Consider the following 19,125-nt stretch of genomic DNA (forward strand, 5'->3'; position numbering starts at 1 on the left):
AGTGGACGGCTTTATTGGGGTCTGTTGACGAGATTAGTTACCCCAAACCATTTCGACAAATTCCGGATGATCGATGTACGGGTTACGGTTACCCTGGAAATCAAATACCTGTTGGTTACGATTGATTTCTTTCGCGCTCACCGGATCGTTTTTGTGCCAACGCTTAAGCATGTTAAGCATCCATGGTTCAAATACCGTCGTGCTTGTGCCATTGAGTACAGCGTCTGAACTGCTTGAGTTCTTTTCCCAATTACCAATCACGTTTTCGTATCGTGTTGCCATGTAGAAGTAAGCACGAGCGAAGTCACCTTTAAACTCATCAATTGGCTCAAATACTGTACCTGAGTAGCCCAAAGATGCGCTGGCTGAACCTAATTTTGAGCCATTATTAGAAACATAAGTGCTGCTACCCACCTCGCCAAATGGCCAGTTGCTACGCTTAGCATTCACATAACCATCGGTCGCAAACAAATGGTGACCGTCTGAGTTCATTGGTTCAACTTTGCCACCAAACCAGCTTTTCGGGAATGAGTGTTCGCGGTTATAGCAATCCCCTTCAGCTTTGTATTGACCACACTGATCTGTCACTTTGGTAAAGCTGACAGCATCATTACCCAATGGTTTTTCTGAGTACATGTCTAGGATTGTGCCGTCTTTTTCATAGTAGTTGTCCAGATCGGCATCTTTCACCAATGTCCAAATCGCAGAGTAGCCACGACCAGTGTGGTTATTGATGATATTGAACAACGCCGTTTTCAATGCAAAACCTGTTTTGCCTTCCGCCGCTTTGTAATATTCCCCGACGACCGGTGGTGTAGTTGTTTCACCAAGCGTGAAACTAGTGGTTTGCGTTTTAGTAAATTCACCACCTGAAGCAAGCGTTTTTTGACCAAGCATCAAAGCGTACGAGCCGTTACCGCTGCTGCAACAAATGCCGTCACCGTAGCTATCATTGATGGTAAATTGATAGTCACCATCGGTTAAGCACATGGTCTTTTCATAGGTTTTAGAAGAGTCGAAACCTTGACCAGAGAAGAGTACTTTTGATTGACTGTCCTTCAGTTCCCAGCTGGTTTCTGAGCCGTAACTATCAGTCGTCAAAGTCAGTCGGATTTCATTATCATTGCAGCTTTCAACCGGAGGCTGAGTACCTCCACCGCTTTGGTTAGGTAGGAAGTTATCGACATACACTACTTCAGAGCCATCAAAGCCCGATTCATCATAGAATCTCAGACCAACGTTAATGGTTTTATTTGATGATGCGGTATAACTGTGTGTGAGCTGTTGCCATTGATTGGTTTGCTTAGGGTTTGAATAACCATGGTACCCATCAACAATCAGACGCGCTTTAACATTGCCTTCAGTGTGATAAACAGACACTGCGAATGGATAGGTTTTCCCTTGCTCCACATTAATGGTTTGCAGAAAGTCCGTGTTGCTTTGGGTACCCGTATTCACGACTACTTGCGCCGCTAAACCACCGGACTGCACTTGGTTACTAGTAGGAGATACCGCAATACCAGAGTCAATCACAGCCCATTGTGTTGGCGTATTGCCATTCCACTGTTCGAAGTCACCGTTGATGACGTCACTGTAGGCGAATGGAGAGCAAAGCAAAGGTAGGATAAAGAGGGGTTTCGCTATGGATTTCATTATAATTTTCCATTGGTTATATAAATCCAAGAAAAGATAAACATAATGATCACATATAAATAAGCGTTAACTCACAATTTTACGTTGCACGAATGTGAATATTCTCATTATCGTGCAGAGCATCTCACAAATTGCGTACTGTTTCTCGATTTGGATAGCATCGTTTGTTCGATATAAAACAGTAAGATAGAACATGCGTATAGAGATAGAGATAGAGATAGAGATGGGATAGGAATCGAAACAACAGAGCTTGTCATGCCCAATTAACTTCAAGATGCAGGATTCAGAGCGTTGTCATGGATTCCTTGTTTCCCGAAGGGCACTCTTTGCAAACAGTAAGACCTTGTCCTGTATACTTTGTTGTCGGCTCTTGATTTAGAAGAACTAAACCTTTAAATCGCCGCCACGTCTACAAACTAAATCACTCTCGCTGAGTCAAGCATCTTGGAATTAGCTGGGTATATGATTTCTAAAACGTACAAAAAAAGCCAAGTGAGTCTCTATGGGGGTAGAAGACTGCACTTGGCTTTGGATAGAAATAAAATACTAATGAGCAAGTAGCCTTAGATGCTATTGCACACTCGACGTTACTTTAAAGAATCGCCCTTGTAGTGCGGACATTGGGATCTGGTATTGCCCATTACTTGGTGTGATTGTTTGGTTCGTTAGCAAGTCCACCAGCGCTTGAGAGCTACCCACTTGCGCCTCAGTCAAAATAACGTTTCGAGCGCTTTCTAATGTATTAAGCGCAAACAACACCTGATCACTGCCAGACTTTTTCAGATCGACATAACTACCATTGCTCGCCGCTAAGTTAACGCGAGAACCTTGATACAGGGCAGGATGAGCTGCACGCATCGCCATCAAAGACTTAACGTAATTTTTTAGGTCAACTTGATTTGCATCCAAGGTTGCTGTCACACCCTCAATCTTAGCGCTGCTGCGGGCGACATGGTCATCGCACACGCCTCGCACGGCGCAGGTGTTATTGTCTTCTTTCGCAGCAAACCCATCAACTTGATCGCCAATTTCGTCGCCGTAGTAGAGCGTAATTGGTCCGGTATAAGCCGCTTGGAAAGCAAACGCAGCCTTATGACGTTGCCAATACTCGGCGTCATTAATATCAGCCATACCGCCGCGTTGAAGTAAGTCACCAAAACGAACTAAATCGTGGTTGCCAATCATTAAGTTTGGCTGCGCATGGGATGGATACTGATTGTGCGTTTGGTAGCCATTATCCAACCAATCAACACCTCGCCCACCCACGCCACTTTCATTTACCGCTAACGTTTCTACGATGCGGTAACGCATTGGGAAGTCGAACGCCGAGCACAACGCGGGATCATCCGCAGACCCATACGCTTCACTTGCGATATCAGATTCGCCCTTCCAAATCTCTGCAACCATATAGCCAAGAGGGTTAACGTCTTTGCCATCAGCATTGGTGTAAGTCACACTTTGCGAAGCATCATCGACGGCTTTGCGGATCTGTGTCCATGCATCCGTTGGTACTTGATACGCCTGATCCAAACGCCAGCCGTCGATCTTCAGCTCTTTCACCCAATAGGTCGCCACTTCTTTGTAGAAGTCTAAGCTGGCAGGATAATCAACAGGATTACTACCACCAGTAGGCAGCAAGCCAGACGGAGAAGGTTTGATCAATCCATCTTTGTGGTGACCGAATACGCCATCAAAAAAGACATACAAACCACGCTTGTGTGCCTCATTAACTAAGGTTCTTGCCGTTTCTAAATCGCCAAAGCGAGGATCAATCTTAAAATAATCCGTAGCAAAATAACCCGTTGCATCCAAGCGATCTGCCCAGTGATCTTGTCCCGCAATCGCTTGAGACTCAAAAACTGGCGTCAACCAAATCGCATTCATGCCTAAGTCTTGGATATAATCCAGGGAATCAATGATGCCTTGTAAGTCGCCATTGTGATGACTGGTACCATATCCGGTCCCATGACCTATGTTTGAATCACCATCGACAAAGCTCTCAACCATGATCTGATACGTGCGAAGCTGATTACTTTGCTCCATCACATTCGCTTGGCAGACATAACTCGAATCTGGAAGTGGTGTACTGCCACTATCACTGCCGCCAGAGGAATTACATGCCGATAAAACGCCGACAACACTCAACGCAATAAGCGATTTACCAAGCAGTTTATTATATCGGATATTGTGCATTAAACTCTCCCAAATAAAATTAACCCCGACACGTTCTCCATGTAGGGGTTAATAAAAAAAGCAAATCTAAATAACGAAATGGAATATTATTGGCACTTATTAACCATTACATGAAGTGGTTTGCCTTCGCCTTCAAATTGAAGACTCCAAACATATTTACCATCTTCTTTAATATCAACCGCTGTATCCGTTCCGTAGCCACCGAAAGTCAGTGGTGTTAATTCACCCACGTTCATTCGATTGCCTTTCGCAGTAAATTGTGGGAACCACAACTCTGTCGCGTACTGCATTTTGTAAGAGCCTGCTTTTTCTTGCGTCACAACTTGGTAGAAGTTGTTACCTTTATAAGTGTATTGGCGTTGAGGTACATGCTTCCAATCTGAATCAGCAAACGTACCAACAACAAACAGTGGCTTAGAAATTGGACCTTTCGCCGTACTATCTGGGTTATCACAAGCCGCCATAAAAGCGACGACTTCATCTTGAGATAGATTAACAATAGGCTCAGCCGCCGCTTCTGGTTCTGCCGTTGATTGACAGCCAGCAAGAGCAACAAGTAAGGCAGCAGCAAGTGATGTTTTCATCATGTTCATTTTCACGTTAATTCCTTTTTAATATTCCAAAGTAAATAAAAACTCACCAAGTTGGTAAAAGTTTAATATTTAAAAAGAACAAAATATCGAACTACCGATAAAGAATATTATTCCATATCTTGCTGAGCCAGATTACTTTGATAGGTTTAATTATTTCCTAATCGATGACGAGTAAGGTTAGGAACACAATTTAATTATTGATCTGTTAAATATAAAAAACAAAGTAAAACAAATAAATTTGTGAATAAGCTAACTATATGTAGGGGTGAGTTTTAAACACTCAAATAGAGTAATAAAAAAGGTCAGCATATCGCTGACCTTTTTTAAATTATTTTGTATTTACTGCTTTCACAAATACTTCTTGTGCACCTTCGATGCCCAATTCTTTCGCTTCATCAAGCAGTGTTAGCGCTTTCGGAATATCATTAGCCGCGACCGCTGCTTTAATCGAGCTGTGGTAGTAGCTGGTTAAATCCGTACCTTGTGGGATATTGTCGTTTTTCGCGACAATTTTAGTATTCACGATATCGTTCGCGGATACTGAGAAGCGGAACTGACCAAGTGGGCTGTGTTTCGCTTGAGGATCTGCAATATCTGGCGGCTGAGTGTGATTTGCCAGTGCGAAGGCTTTTGCAGGGTGAAGAACTTCTGAACTTCCTTTTAGATCATCGGAAGTGGTGTAAACCAACACATGCAAATCGTTACCTGTCATGTCTGGAATTACATTCATTTCAAGTACGAACTTATCGTTATCCAGTAGTTTTGCTGGCACGTACTCAAACTTTGAAAAATCTGCTTGGTAAATAGGTTCACCCGCCGCATTCATTACAACGACGTTTGGTGCATAGAACTCTAGGTTCTTGTTTACGAATGTCTCTAGTTTGATATCGAGACTGCCGCGATTACCCGGTAGAGCGAACGCTGCAATTGCGCCTGCGCTATTACCATCTAATAGCATTTGGCTTTTATCAGTCAAAGCGAACTCAGTAACCGCAGGTACATCAATTGGTACCCATTGAATATCACCCGACTGCGTGATCACTTGTTGCTGACCTTTCGGGCTCATGTCTACTTGTTCTACAGAAGAACAACCCGTAGCCAACATTCCCAACAGCACGGGAGCAAGCCATTTTTTCATTACCGTCTACCTCGACTCGTTATTGTTTTTGAAATAAATACAGCCAGATAGGTTCTGGCTGTATCATTCTAGGACAATTTAGGACTTAATGGTTAGATGATTACCACCAAGCTTCCGCTTGTACACCGAACTGGAATGTATCGTCAGAACGACCGTTGTCGAATGTGTTTGAGTTGTCCGCTTTATCCGCTGTTAGGTAAGAAGCGTATAGACGGATTTCAGGACGAGCCCAGAAGCTAGAACCAGCAGACCATGCTTGAGCAACTGTTAGCTTACCGTATTTGTTTTCGTCACCGTCGTTATCATCAATCGCGTAACCCGCTTCGAAGATAGTTTTATGGTTGTCGTCCCATTTGTACATTGGACGAACGACTACAGACATAGTTTCCCACTTGTCTTGACCAGCCCACATTTCTTCACCAACACCGTATACTAACTGGTGACCCATTTCCCAGCTGTCACCCATGCCGATTACACCCCAGTTGATTAGGCGGTAACCAGATGCGCCATCTTTCGCTTCTGCACCGTACCAGCTACCGTCACCGTAAAACGCCATTGTTTTAGAGTAACCTTCAGTACCGTACTGAACTACAGTTTTGTTGAAGCCTGAATCTAGACCTTGAGTCAATTCAGCTGTGAACATTACGCCATCTTTTGCATCTTTAGTGCTGTTTGGCGCAGCGTCAGTTTCGTTAACTAGTGCGTAGTTAAGACCTAGCTCTAGAGAAGCGTTGTTCCATAGTTGAAGACCTGCGTAACGTGCATCAAGTGTGTTTACGTTTGCAGCTTTACCGTCGTTACCTGGGTCAGTGATGTCGCTACGGTCGTTACGTACCCATGCTAGAGATAGTTTACCTGGACCCGCTTCGATGTTTTCGATACCAGCACCAGCACCAGAAATGTTCCAGTAGTAGAAGTCAGAGATATGGATATCGTGACGTTGGTAGTAACGTTTACCAGCCCATAGCGTTGCTTCTGGAGCGAAGTCTAGAACGCCTTTAGCTTGAACGTTGAACTGACGTAGAGCAAATTGTGCATCGTCAACACACTCTACTTTGTCGCCCTTAGCATTTAGACCACAGTTAGCCGAAGTGCTTTCCCAGTCGTTTGAACCGTTAGAAGTCATTGCGAACATTGAGTCAACGTAGAACGTTTTACCGTTGTTGTTGTAAACTTCTTTACCTAGTTGAACTTCACCGTATACATCGCCTTCGTTACCTAGACGACCGATTTTGTTCTTCTCAAATGTTACTTGTTGGCCACCATCAGCGCTCACACCAACACCAGCACGCATGTAACCGTGGAAATCCACTGCGAAAGCAGAACCAGCAGCTAAAGTTGCAGCAACAGCAGCAGCAATTACACTTACTTTTTTCATTCTTAACTCCATTAAGGGTATTTATAATTCTGTCTTCCCTGCTCACTCTTTTAGGTGAATATAGGCAGTAAAAATGCACCTAAAGAAAGAGAGGTAAGATGGGAACAAGTCCCCGTTTGTTTCAACAGTCTTAAGATTACCCAAGGCGTACAAGGATGACGTCCTCCACCCCAAACTAATTTAGGGGGGATGAGAAAGGATGAGAAAAATTACCGAATGGTGTTTTTTCGAGTCAGATCACCAATCTAGGGAGGAATTAGTAAGTTTCTTCGGTTTATAGTGGCTACAAAGTGATAGCCATTTCATATTTTCGTCAAAAATAGGACGTAGAAAGTAATTTAATTACAGTGATAATTTTCGTTCTAAGGTGGTTGACCTAAGTAAGACAAAGTTTTTTACTTATAGTTTCTTAAAGGTAGCAATAAATATTAAAAAAAGTATCTCTGATGACACGACTTCACTCTCGCCCCTACCCACTTGGTGCAACCCTAAATAAAGAAGGTTGTAACTTCGCTATTCATGCGCCAAGCAGTAAAGACATTCAACTTGCGCTCTTTGCAGAAGACGGCAGCTATGCACTGCACGACTTACCAAATGAATATGCAGGTATTCGTCATACTTTTATTCCAGACATTAAATCTGGGCAGAAGTATGGCTTTGTGGTGACGCATCAAGACCAACCTTTGCTGATTTCTGATCCTTACGCAAAGTCGATTGATAAAGCCCTCCACTACCAACCTCCTTTCTCTCCTGCAAAAAGCTTTGATATGCCTAAATGTGTCGTTATCGAGGATCACTTCGATTGGCAAGACACCGATCACCCTCGCATACCAAGAGAAGAGATGGTGTTATTTGAAACCCACGTAAAAGGGTTAACTCAACAACACCCAGAGGTCCCAAGTGATGACAGAGGACGTTACCTAGGTTTATCGTCACCTGAGATGTTGGCGTTTTACAAACAACAAAACATCAATACGTTGCAATTGCTACCTGTTGCTGCGTGTATGCACGAGCCGCATTTGCTTAAGATGGATAAGGTGAACTATTGGGGTTACAACCCTTACCTTTTCATGGTGCCAGATCCTCGTTATGCCGAAAAAGATGCCGTCACAGAACTCAAAACTACCATTCGAGAGCTGCACAAGCACGGCATCGAAGTGATTCTTGATGTCGTGTACAACCACACGGCGGAAGGCGGTGAAGGTCCGACTATCTTCAACCTAAAAGCACTCGATCCTCGCAGTTACATCAAGCATGGTCCTCACTATGCGAACTTCACTGGTTGTGGCAACACGGTGGACCTGACTTATCAGCCAGCACTTAACCTCGTTATGGATACGCTGCGTTACTGGGTGAGCGAATTTAAAGTTGATGGTTTCCGTTTTGACTTGGCAGCAACACTCGGTCGCCAAGGGGACGATTACAACCCTGAAGCGGCATTCTTTAAAGCGGTCGCGCAAGACCCAGTTCTTCGCGAGACAAAGCTGATTGCAGAACCTTGGGACATCGGTCCTAATGGCTACCAAGTGGGTAACTTCCCATTTGGTTGGAACGAGTGTAACGACAAACTACGAGACATCTCCCGCAGCTTCTGGCGCGGCGATCAAGGTTACCTAAAAGAGTTTGCGACGCGCTTGATGGGCTCTCGTGATATCTACAGCGCGGCGAACTGGCCTTACAAACTCACAGTCAACTACATCACATATCACGACGGTTTTACCTTGCAAGATCTCGTGTCTTACAAGCAAAAACATAACGAAGCCAACGGCGAAGAGAACCGTGACGGTCATGGTGATAACCGCTCGGAAAACTATGGCGTTGAAGGTGAAACCGAAAACCTAATGATCATCGCTACACGCGAAAAGCAAAAACGCAACCTGATTGCTAGCTTGCTGTTTGCGTTCGGTATTCCTCATATCCTGACTGCAGATGTGTTATCCCATACGCAAGGTGGCAACAACAACGCCTACTGTCAGGATAACGAGACTAGCTGGTTGAGCTGGGCGACGTCTGAGCGCAAGCAAGATTTCAAAGCATGGATTTCACAAATGGTGGCAAACCGTAATCAATACATGGTGCCATTCATTCGTGCTTTTAGTGGTGAAAATCGTAATAACAACCGCATCTTCTGGCGTCGTATTGATGGCAGCTTGATGGAACATGACGATTGGAACCGTTTAAGCTCAGTAGCGCTGCATTTAGGCATTGGTAAAGAAGGGCAAGAATTGGTTTACTTGATCAACCAAACCAATGCACCAGCGCGCTTCAAGCTGCCAAGTGAGCGTGGTCAAGAATGGGTGACGGTGTGCGATACCAACGTACGTAACCTAAACCCAGGACATGCGGAAGGAGAAGTCTTGTTGTCTCCAACTTCGATGGCAATTTTGCACTATAACCCAAATCAAGAAGCCTAACGGATTCGCCGTTCAATCCTACAAGTTCTTACAAACCCAGCTGCATGCTGGGTTTGTTTTATGGACGTTTCGAGCAGATATCCATCAATCAGGTCAAAGAACACACCATACGCATTGATGCAATAATGAAACTAATCTAATATCGTTAGCCAAATCACATTTATAATATCTACAACGTAATTTGGCACCATGGCTTTACCTAAATTCTTAATCCGTATTCTGCGGCCTTACCTGTTACTTCTCGCAGGATTTATGGTCTATCTGGCTTATGCTCAGTTAGTTGATTCTGAGTCGATGGTTTATCGGCAATCTCAAACCAATATCATCACCGCCGAGCGGCTGATCCACTCCCAAATCGAAGCGGCTTTCAGCAAATTCTATCTACTAGAAACCGCACTAAAGACAAGCAAGCAAGACCTTAATGATCCTGACTTTCATGAGCTAAGCCAAGGCATCATCGATTACTCACCACAGTACTCCAACATTCTCTACACCACGACAGATAGCAACATTGCCTATGGTCTTTCTGGTCAGGTAAAACAAGCGGATACCAGCAAGATCTTATGGCACAAGCTGAATACCGTCAGTGATAAATTTTCCATCTCTTCGCTATACCAAAACCCGCAACAACGCTGGGTATTTGCCATCAAACATGACAACCCAGACCTCAAACACCAACTTTGGTTAGAGTTCGATCTCCTCCATACGACTCAGCAGCTACGCGGTCTTAAAACTTTGAACAAAGGCTATGTGTTTGTCGTAGACAGAGACACCGAACGCTTGGTGTTCCATCCTGATCCAAGCCGAATTGGCGATAACTCTGTCAGTTATCACGGTGGCATTAGCGAGAAAGTAGCTGCAGGATTGTTGTTTGGTAAACATGAATACTATTACCAAGATAACTTTAAGATTTCGGTCTTCGACGCAGACAACAGATTAAACTGGGTGTTTGTGGCGGGCACAGACCGCGCCGACATCCTCAACAACAGTTATCCATTTACTCTTACTGCAGGTGTCATTGCTTCTTTATTAGCTCTAGCGATTGGTATCAATTACCTCACTTACCAACTGCATTTGTCACTCGCGCGCCTAAATGGCACTGAGAGCATTGATGAGTTCAAAACCCAACTCAAGCATGTTTTGGATCGTTTCTGCTATCACAGAGGCATACAGTTCTGTTTATACGACAGCTTGAATTACAGCTTTTACACCCTCGATTATCACGGTAACAAAAAGCTCGTCTTAACCGATGCCGAACTCGCGGCGCGTTTTTCTCATAGTGCGTTGACTTACCGCAACAAGAAGTACGGCGACGAGTTGACGAAAAAGCTCAAGATCAACAGTAACCACTACTGCATTCCGTTGTTTGATGGACGAGAACTGCTTGGGGTGACTTACGTCAGTTGCCGATTCCCAACCTACAAATGCGTGCTCAGTTTGATTCAGAACTACGCCCAAGTAGCGTTGGCAAACCTCAAATTGCATGACCGTTTACGCCATCAAGATCCAATGACGCAACTCGAAAATAAAGCGTGTTTAGCTGCAAAAGTGTCGAGAGAGCTTCATTCAGAGAACCGTTTTATCGCGATGGTCGATATTGATAACTTCAAATACATCAACGATAAATTCGGTCATCCAGTGGGCGATTTGGTCATCCAAAAAACAGCTGAAGTGATGCGCGACTGTTTCCCTAAACCAAAAGGGATTTGTTTAGCGCGCTATGGTGGTGAAGAGTTTGCAATCGTGTTCCAAGCCAATGACGAATTCGATGCCAAACACCAACTGGATAACTTCCTAACGGTGCTGCAAAGAAGCCACCTCACTTTGGGTTGTGGCGATGTGCGATTTACGGCAAGTGTTGGATTTACACCATTAGAAACCAGTTACCATCACGTGGTGGAGCAAGCTGACAAAGCACTTTATCAAGCAAAAAGATTGGGCAAGAATCGCGTCTGCCACCTAAAAGCAGCATAACGCTTTTCTTTTCCAAAAACGACAAAGCCAGAGCAAACATCGCTCTGGCTTTTTTATTTTTATTACAGTCAGTTAAATCAAAAAAACTGACACTCCCCTTTCCTCTTTCCCGTCTTTTAACCGACTCAAGTTCTGCCCCCAAACACCCTCTCGTTAATCAGTTCTGAACAGGTGTTTATTTTTCTTTGATTTAACTTAACGGCTCTCACCAATAACCTTAAATGCATCAGGGGATTGCATGAAGCCAATTGAAAATGAAAGAACTGGACGATTACATAGAGCAAATAAATTTAGACCTGACTAACGAGATGTTAGAGGAGCTAGGTTGGATTAGCGACAACGTTCATCAAGTGTTTTATTGGCTCATTGCCGCCATCCTATTCGTTGTATTGATTTGGGGTATTTTTTAATGAAGGCATCCAATCCATCTTATGGTCAGGTTTATTTGGTTGGGGCGGGCACAGGCGATGCATCACTGCTCACCATTAAAGCATTTCGTCTGCTCAATCGCGTTGATGTTGTGCTTTATGACCATCTGGTTTCGGAAGAAGTCTTGGATGTAATTCCACGAAAAACCCTAAAAATCTGCGTAGGCAAACACTACGGTAAGTGTTCGCAAACTCAGGCAGAAATCAACCAAATGATGAAGGGCTACGCAATCACAGGTCTGACGGTATGTCGCTTAAAAGCGGGCGACCCGTTTGTATTTGGTCGAGGCGGTGAGGAAGCGACCTATTTAGCTCAACAAGGTATCAACTATGAAGTTGTGCCGGGTGTAACTGCAGCGCTCGGGTGCTGTGCTTATGCGGGGATACCGGTCACTCATAGACAAGTTTCGAGGGGTGTCACCTTGGTAACGGGTCGAAACTGTAATGATGCTAGCGAACCAAATTGGAGCGCACTTGCCGCCATCGACCACACCCTAATTTTCTACATGGGGCTACACAAAGCAGAAGCGATCGCAGACAACCTTATTGCTCACGGTCTCGCGCCAGATACACCTTGCGCTATCGTCAGCAATGGGACACGAGAAAATCAAAATAAGATCGTCACTACCTTAGCTGGACTGTATGAAACCTGCAAAACGCAAAAACCACCACTGCCAGCAATCATAGTGGTCGGAGACGTGGTTTCCCTTTCACAGTCACTGGAATGGTTTGAGTCCACCGCCGAGCCCTGTCTAGAACGCACGATTCATTAGTTTTTGAAAACAACGAGATAGAACAATGCCTAAGTTTTTAACTACTCAGCAAATGGGTTCGGCGATCGAGGCGTTACGTCAGAGCTATAAGGTGATGGCGCCCGTCTATGAAGAATACGCAGGTCGTTTTGCCCATACCCCAAATTTGGATTACCAAGAACTCGAACGTTACGACCAACTGGAGTGGAAAGAGAAAAGCCACTTCTCACCCAAAGAAATCGTCTTCCCAATTACCGAAACCCTGTTTTGGTTTAACGCCGACGAGTTGCGAGAATCCAGCGTCGATGCGCGTCCTGTGTTTCTGTTTCTCAGAGCTTGTGACATCAATGCGCTCAAAAGCCTTGATTACATGCTTTTAGAAAACGGCGGTCACGAAGACTTCTACTACAAACGTCTGCGCCAGAAACTCAAACTCGTACTGATTGAATGCAGCGAAAGTTTCGAAAACTGCTTTTGTGTCTCTATGGGCACCAATAAAACGGACAACTTTGCGGCTTCAGTTCAATTTAGTGAGCATGGCGCAATTGTCACTATTAAAGATCCAGAACTGACGCCGTATTTTTCACAAGGCAAAGACGTTGAGCACAGGGTCAGCTTCGTCAAGTCCAATCCTGTCAAAGTGTGTACGCCAGATTCGGTTTGCGATGATCCGGCTAAAGTACGCGAAGTGTTACTCGGCCATCCAGTGTGGTCAGAATACGATTCACGCTGCATTGGTTGCGGTCGCTGCACTTCCTCATGCCCGACTTGTGCCTGCTTCAACGTGTTTGATGTGGTTTACAACCAAGAAGCCAAAGTGGGTGAACGTCGCCGCCAACACGCCAGTTGCATGATTGATGGCTTCTCGGATATGGCAGGCGGTCACAGCTTCCGTCATAAAACTGGAGAGCGCTTACGTTATCGCGCCTTACACAAGGTCAACGACTTTAAGTCTCGCCAAGGCGAACACCATATGTGTGTCGGATGCGGGCGCTGCGACGACCGATGCCCTCACTACATCTCATTTAGCAACATCATCAACAAGATGACATCGATTGTAGAGGAGGCGCTCTAATGTGCGATTGTGAAAACAAAATGCTGCCGCAAAGCTACCCGATTATTCATATCGAAAAGCACACAGAACTGGAATGGAACTTTCGCGTTGCGTGTGACTTTCCGGTGCACTACGGACAATTTGTCGAAGTGGGTTTATCCCTTGTGGGTGAAGCTCCTATTTCCGTCTCCGACTACGGCTTAGGTTACGTCGACTTGCTGATACGTAATGTCGGCAAGGTAACCAGCGAGCTGTTCCAATTAAACGCCAGTGACCGCGTGATGATGCGCGGCGCAATGGGCAATGGCTACCCGATGGAAGAGTACCAAGATAAACACCTCATTGTGGTCGCGGGCGGCACTGGCGTTGCTCCGGTTAAAGGGCTGATTAACTACTTTCACAACAACCCAAGTGATGTGAAGAAAATGTCTTTGATCCTCGGATTCAAAAACCAAGATGCCGTGTTGTACAAGAACGACTTGCTGAATTGGTCTTACTCCAATCACGTCATCACCACCTTGGATGACGGTGGCGACGAACACTTCTATGAAAGCGGCTTAGTTACCGAGCACATCAGCAAACTTGATCTCTCTGACAAGGAAAACATCCGCGTCATCGTAGTAGGTCCACCGATCATGATTAAGTTCGTCGTGCAGGACTTCTTATCCAGAGGCATTCAAGAGGACCAAATTTGGGTCGACTACGAACGCAGAATGGCTTGCTCAGTTGGTAAATGCGGCCACTGCCGAATTGGCGACAAGTACGTGTGCTTGGATGGTCCGGTTTTCCGTTATGACCACGCCAGAACCATGATCGATTAGGAGGGAATCACAATGACGATGGACGTAGATATCATCAAAATGCGCGCCAATGGCGATTACCGCCTATCGAAAGTACGTGGCGAGTGCATGATCAGCGTACGCATTCCAGGTGGCATTATGCCTGCTTACCTGCTCGGCGCTGCGCAAGAGATCGCCGAGAAGTGGGGCAATGGTGTTATTCACCTCACCACGCGACAAAAACTGGCGATGCCCGGCATTCGCTATGAAGATATTCCAGAGGTCAACAAAGCGCTGGAGCCCTTCATCAAAGACATCACCGTCGATACGTGCGGCATTGATGTCGATGACACGCAAGCAGGTTATCAGTCGATTGGTGGGCGTAATATCGTCGCTTGTCAGGGCAGTCGAATCTGCCAGAAAGCCAATACCGATACCACTGGCTTGGCACAGCGAATGGAGCGTCACGTTTACCCAAGTAAATACCATTTAAAAATGGTCATGGCAGGCTGTCCGAACGATTGTGCCAAAGCCAATATGGCAGATTTCGGCATCTTCGGTATCGCCAAGATTAATTTCGAAAGTCATCGCTGTATTGGTTGTGGTGCTTGCGTCAAAGCTTGTGCGCACCACGCAGTAGATTGCTTGTCACTCAAAGACGGTAAAGCGGTGAAGGAAGAAAGCAAATGCATTGGCTGCGGCGAATGTGTGCTTGCTTGTCCGACACTGGCTTGGCGTCGAGATCCAAAACAATTCTATATGGTCAAACTGGGCGGTCGAACTTCGAAGAAGACCCCTCGCGTTGGCAAGATGTTCCTCAATTGGGTAACGGAAGACGTCCTACACCCTGTCATCGACAATCTGTTCGAATTTGAAAAAGAGATGTTGGACGGTAAGCCGATTTACCTTCACATGGGACATCTGATCGATAAAGGCGGCTACTTGCGTTTTAGAGAGCGTGTCTTAGATGGCGTTAGCCTAAATCCAGAAGCCAAAGTCGCCGAACGTATGTATTGGGCAGAAGATGAATACGTAGCGAACATGCACGTGAAATAGGCATAATATGAACAAACTAGAAGAAATGTTTAGAGAGGCGTTAGCCCCGGCAGGTATTACCATTAACGGCTCGAATCCGTGGGATATCCAAGTATTTAACCCAAAAGTGTATGAGCTTGTGATGCAGTCAGGCTCCTTGGGTTTAGGGGAAGCGTACATGTCCAAGATGTGGGATTGCAGTCGCTTGGATCAGTTCTTTGAACGCGTACTTTTAAACGACATTGAAGGCAAACTGGGGCTGGCTGAAAAACTCAAGTTTGCCTCTTCCGCTGCGAAACTAAAATTGAAAAGCTGGGTTAACCCGCAGAGCATTGAGCGCTGTAAATTCGATGTACCGCACCATTATGACATCGGCAATAAGCTTTACCAAAAGATGCTCGATTCACGCATGACTTACACCTGTGGATACTGGAATCGAGCTTCGACACTGGATGAGGCGCAAGAGCACAAGATGGATTTGATTTGTCGCAAGCTCGATCTGCAACCAGGGATGCGTATTCTCGATATTGGCTGTGGTTGGGGAAGCTTTATGATTTACGCAGCGAAGAAGTATGGCGTTATCTGCGATGGTCTCACTCTATCCAAAGAACAGAAGAAGCTCGGCAGCAAACTGGCGATAGAAAATGGCGTAGTCGCGAACTTCATTTTGAAGGACTACCGCGAGTTCAAACCCACCGTACAATACGATCGCATCGTTTCTATCGGTATGATTGAACACGTGGGACCGAAGAACTACGCGGAATACTTCGAGTGCGCAGAGCGCTTCATGAAAGATGATGGCGTGTTCTTGCTACACACCATTGGTTCACACCACAGCACTACCGCATCGGACCCGTGGATCTCGAAATACATCTTTCCAAATGGTGTCATTCCATCGATGAAGAACCTCGCAGAGGCGATGGAAGATCGATTCAACATCGAAGATGTGCACAATTTCGGTGAAGACTACGACAAAACCCTGATGTGCTGGTTCTCCAACTTCCAACAATCGTGGAATCAAATCAAAGGCGATTACAGTGAAGATTTCTACCGCATGTGGAAATACTACTTACTCAGCTGTGCTGGCGCCTTTCGCTCACGAGATTTGAGCCTATGGCAACTCGCCCTAACTAAGATTGGTCGCCGTCGTCCACTGACCGTACGTTCCATGTAAGCAATCTGCCTCCAGATTGTGTTTTGAGCACCTTAGTTTGGCTCCAAGCCAGAATGGGCGGTTTCATTCTGGCTTTTTTTACAGTTCACAGTTCACTTCCACAGTCCGAAAAGTCCCATTTAGGGGGCTTTTATAGTGACTCTCCTCGCAAAAACTAATACTTAGTAACGTCTAGTGTTACTTTTAGTCTTGTGCGCTATGACTTGTTGAGCATTGATGGTGCCGTTCGCTCGACTCAGGCAATCTTCCTCTCAACCAAGGCTCATCCCAACAAACAAAACCAGAGCCAAGATACCATTTTGAGAGTCACCACTATGAAAGCCATCAAATCAATCATCATCGCACTACTGTTTACATCGACACTTTCTGGGTGCGTTTCAACGCCCGGTCACTATCGCTTGGCACCCAACGTTCGTCCTACTTTGATGAATGCCAATATCAACGTTCAACCACTGGTTAACACCGCAGTCTCCGTTGGCAAAGTCGTACTGCCTTATGCGATATCAGCGGGACATGCTTACGTTAATACGCCTTACTTCTTATTGCGATAAACTCGCCAAACTCATTCATTTCCCAAAAAACTAGCCAATTTCTTCGGCTAGTTTTCATTTATGTATCATAGAGATAAAAAATCATTACCTTATATATGGGTCATTTGGTGTTGTGAGAACAAATGAACCAGTGTATATTTATGGACCATTACAGTATATGAGCCATTCAGACGAGGCAATTCGCGATCATGAACACCTTTCTCTATACGCGCCACTCACCAAAGAATCGAGCTTACCCCGAACAGCTTAACACTCTGCGAACTTTTGCCCCTAAAGCCGTTCACTTTGAAGACAAAGTACGTGGCTGCACACCACCAGCAGAACGACACGCTTTTCAGCAACTCATCAACACCGTTCAATCCGGTGACACTGTCGTACTTTGGTGGCTAACCGCGTTTGGGCGCGATTTCAACCAAGCATTAAACACAATACAAGCTCTACTTGATCAAGGCGTCACCCTAAAAACGGTTTGTGAGCCGTTGACCTTTGAACCAGGTTCGGTACAAACACAAACCTTGATCTCACTGCTTTCTGGCTATGGGCAAGTCCAAACTCAACACCGTCTATTTGCCGCGGAACAAGGTCGCAAGGCGCTCAAAGACAATCCACAGATGTGGAAGCAGAAATTCCGAGGCCGTCCGGCAGATAAAGCAAAACATCAACACATCGCGACGCTATTGTTGGAAGGAAACACGCTCCAAAGTGTCGCAGAGCAATGTGATGTGAGCCTATCGACGGTAAAACGGGTGAAAGCCAAGCTGAATCAGTTCGATGAAGAAGGAAGCCTACGTCGCCGCGGTGATGGTGAAAAGTCATGACTCGAGCATTCGAATTTAAAACCATCTTGCTAGCTTGTTTGATCATCAGCGTTGGTCAACTCAGCATGGGCTTGGTGTTTCCATCATTGCCTTGGATTGCGAAAGACTTTGATATCTCCCTCGACCAAGCTCAGCTATTGGTAAGTGTTTACTTACTTGGATTCGGTCCCTCTCAGTTTATTTACGGTCCAGTATCTGATGCACTAGGTCGTAAAAAAGTCCTACTGACCGGCTTGTTGATTGCTATGCTCGGCCTGCTGATGATCATCTTCTTCAGCAATACCTTCACTGGTATGGTGATGGGGCGTTTTCTGCAAGGTCTGGGAACAGGTTGTTGCGCCGTATTAGCTCGTGCATCCACCCGTGACCGCTTTAGTGGACCAGAGCTGCCTGTCGCCCTTTCCTACATCGCAATGGCTGCGTCTATCACACCATTAGTTGCCCCCGTTATTGGTGGCTTCATTAACGCCCACTTCGGCTGGACCATGGTGTTTATTTCACTGCTCGGTTACGTCTCACTAGCTTGGATTGTTATATTGGTGCGCTTTAAAGAGACCATCACACAAACCTCCCCACTGCCATCACCGAAAAAAATGCTGCTGCAATATCGTGATCTGTTGACTTCTCGTTACTTCATGAGTTTTGCCAGTATCGGTTGGCTTAACTTCAGCTTGATGATCACCACTGTTTCGGTAATGCCTTTTATCATGCAAAACCAAATTGGCATGACATCTGATCAATACGCGATGTGGGCACTGATTCCTGCATTTGGCATGATTTGCGGCACCAGTATTTGTAACCGTGTGCGCCCAATCATCGGCACGAAGAAGATGCTACTGGCGACGCCTATCCTGCACCTAAGCTCCGCAGTGTGGCTGTTCTTTTGCCCAGTCGAACCGCTATATTTGATGCTTGGTCAACTGCTGATGATCTTAGGCAATGCGATCGCTCTACCTTGTGCTCAAGCCATGGTTATGCAGCCATACAAGAAGCAAGCAGGAGCGGCGGCTGCCATGTCGGGCGGTGGTCAAATGGTGGTGTCATCCTTGGTCAGTATGGCGCTCGTGCAGCTCGGTTTGAGCCAAGCGTGGCACTTGTCGTTAGTGATTGTGGTATTCGCGACAATTACCTTGACCAATATCTTGCGAGGCTTTGCAACTGAGCAGCCTTCAGAGCAATAGCAAGGATAGA

The 19,125-nt window shown here is 45.6% G+C and carries 16 protein-coding genes; 11 read left to right on the forward strand and 5 right to left on the reverse strand.

All coding sequences use genetic code 11. The features are described 5' to 3' along the window. Positions 1 to 33: 33 nt before the first annotated feature. The 5 genes from MHO32_RS21025 to MHO32_RS21045 all read right to left on the reverse strand — a co-directional run bounded on the left by MHO32_RS21025 (position 34) and on the right by MHO32_RS21045 (position 6,955). A complete protein-coding gene (locus MHO32_RS21025) occupies positions 34 to 1,653 on the reverse strand; it encodes an endonuclease (protein ID WP_005449571.1) in 1,620 nt (539 codons plus the stop codon). A gap of 570 nt (positions 1,654 to 2,223) precedes the next feature. Then, positions 2,224 to 3,846 (reverse strand): alpha-amylase family glycosyl hydrolase, encoded by a 1,623-nt coding sequence (locus MHO32_RS21030; protein WP_239213829.1) that lies wholly within the window; start codon positions 3,844 to 3,846, stop codon positions 2,224 to 2,226. A gap of 86 nt (positions 3,847 to 3,932) precedes the next feature. Then, the gene (locus tag MHO32_RS21035; RefSeq protein ID WP_029788722.1) at positions 3,933 to 4,439 is read right to left on the reverse strand and encodes a glycosidase; all 507 of its coding nucleotides are present in this window, start codon (positions 4,437 to 4,439) and stop codon (positions 3,933 to 3,935) included. 328 nt (positions 4,440 to 4,767) lie between these two features. Continuing rightward, entirely contained in the window at positions 4,768 to 5,577 is an 810-nt protein-coding gene (locus MHO32_RS21040; RefSeq protein WP_005449574.1) for a MalM family protein, read from the reverse strand. Positions 5,578 to 5,677: 100 nt separating this feature from the next. Continuing rightward, complete coding sequence (locus MHO32_RS21045) at positions 5,678 to 6,955, reverse strand: maltoporin (protein ID WP_005449575.1); 1,278 nt, start codon at positions 6,953 to 6,955, stop codon at positions 5,678 to 5,680. A 446-nt stretch (positions 6,956 to 7,401) separates the two neighbouring features. Here MHO32_RS21045 and glgX point away from each other — a divergent pair, with 446 nt between their 5' ends. From glgX to MHO32_RS21100, 11 genes are all read left to right on the forward strand, one after another. Then, a complete protein-coding gene (gene glgX, locus MHO32_RS21050) occupies positions 7,402 to 9,369 on the forward strand; it encodes a glycogen debranching protein GlgX (RefSeq protein ID WP_239213832.1) in 1,968 nt (655 codons plus the stop codon). Positions 9,370 to 9,621: 252 nt separating this feature from the next. Then, positions 9,622 to 11,343, forward strand: a complete 1,722-nt coding sequence (locus tag MHO32_RS21055) for a sensor domain-containing diguanylate cyclase (RefSeq protein WP_239213869.1) — start codon at positions 9,622 to 9,624, stop codon at positions 11,341 to 11,343. A gap of 254 nt (positions 11,344 to 11,597) precedes the next feature. Continuing rightward, the gene (locus tag MHO32_RS21060) at positions 11,598 to 11,753 is read left to right on the forward strand and encodes a hypothetical protein (RefSeq protein ID WP_009695888.1); all 156 of its coding nucleotides are present in this window, start codon (positions 11,598 to 11,600) and stop codon (positions 11,751 to 11,753) included. After that, the gene (cobA, locus tag MHO32_RS21065) at positions 11,753 to 12,544 is read left to right on the forward strand and encodes a uroporphyrinogen-III C-methyltransferase (protein WP_045485795.1); all 792 of its coding nucleotides are present in this window, start codon (positions 11,753 to 11,755) and stop codon (positions 12,542 to 12,544) included. The genes MHO32_RS21060 and cobA overlap by 1 nt, the downstream gene beginning before the upstream one ends. Before the next feature lie 25 nt (positions 12,545 to 12,569). Further along, the gene (gene asrA, locus MHO32_RS21070) at positions 12,570 to 13,598 is read left to right on the forward strand and encodes an anaerobic sulfite reductase subunit AsrA (RefSeq protein WP_239213835.1); all 1,029 of its coding nucleotides are present in this window, start codon (positions 12,570 to 12,572) and stop codon (positions 13,596 to 13,598) included. Continuing rightward, positions 13,598 to 14,398, forward strand: coding sequence for an anaerobic sulfite reductase subunit AsrB (asrB, locus tag MHO32_RS21075; protein WP_005449587.1), 801 nt, complete (start codon positions 13,598 to 13,600; stop codon positions 14,396 to 14,398). Before asrA ends, asrB begins: the two co-directional genes overlap by 1 nt. A gap of 12 nt (positions 14,399 to 14,410) precedes the next feature. Then, the gene (gene asrC, locus MHO32_RS21080; RefSeq protein ID WP_239213838.1) at positions 14,411 to 15,412 is read left to right on the forward strand and encodes a sulfite reductase subunit C; all 1,002 of its coding nucleotides are present in this window, start codon (positions 14,411 to 14,413) and stop codon (positions 15,410 to 15,412) included. 7 nt (positions 15,413 to 15,419) lie between these two features. Further along, on the forward strand, positions 15,420 to 16,565 hold the full coding sequence (gene cfa / locus MHO32_RS21085) for a cyclopropane fatty acyl phospholipid synthase (RefSeq protein WP_038898030.1): 1,146 nt from the start codon (positions 15,420 to 15,422) through the stop codon (positions 16,563 to 16,565). Between the two features lie 314 nt (positions 16,566 to 16,879). Further along, positions 16,880 to 17,116, forward strand: a complete 237-nt coding sequence (locus tag MHO32_RS21090; RefSeq protein ID WP_005449600.1) for a hypothetical protein — start codon at positions 16,880 to 16,882, stop codon at positions 17,114 to 17,116. Between the two features lie 188 nt (positions 17,117 to 17,304). Then, the gene (locus MHO32_RS21095; protein ID WP_005449602.1) at positions 17,305 to 17,934 is read left to right on the forward strand and encodes a recombinase family protein; all 630 of its coding nucleotides are present in this window, start codon (positions 17,305 to 17,307) and stop codon (positions 17,932 to 17,934) included. After that, positions 17,931 to 19,115: a multidrug effflux MFS transporter gene (locus MHO32_RS21100; RefSeq protein WP_053052178.1), complete on the forward strand. Its 1,185-nt coding sequence runs from the start codon at positions 17,931 to 17,933 to the stop codon at positions 19,113 to 19,115. The genes MHO32_RS21095 and MHO32_RS21100 overlap by 4 nt, the downstream gene beginning before the upstream one ends. The last annotated feature ends 10 nt before the right edge of the window (positions 19,116 to 19,125 follow it).

Origin of the sequence: Vibrio sp. MMH1-50 (genome assembly GCF_022347645.1) — a bacterium.
In the GTDB taxonomy this organism is placed as follows: Bacteria; Pseudomonadota; Gammaproteobacteria; order Enterobacterales; family Vibrionaceae; genus Vibrio; species Vibrio harveyi.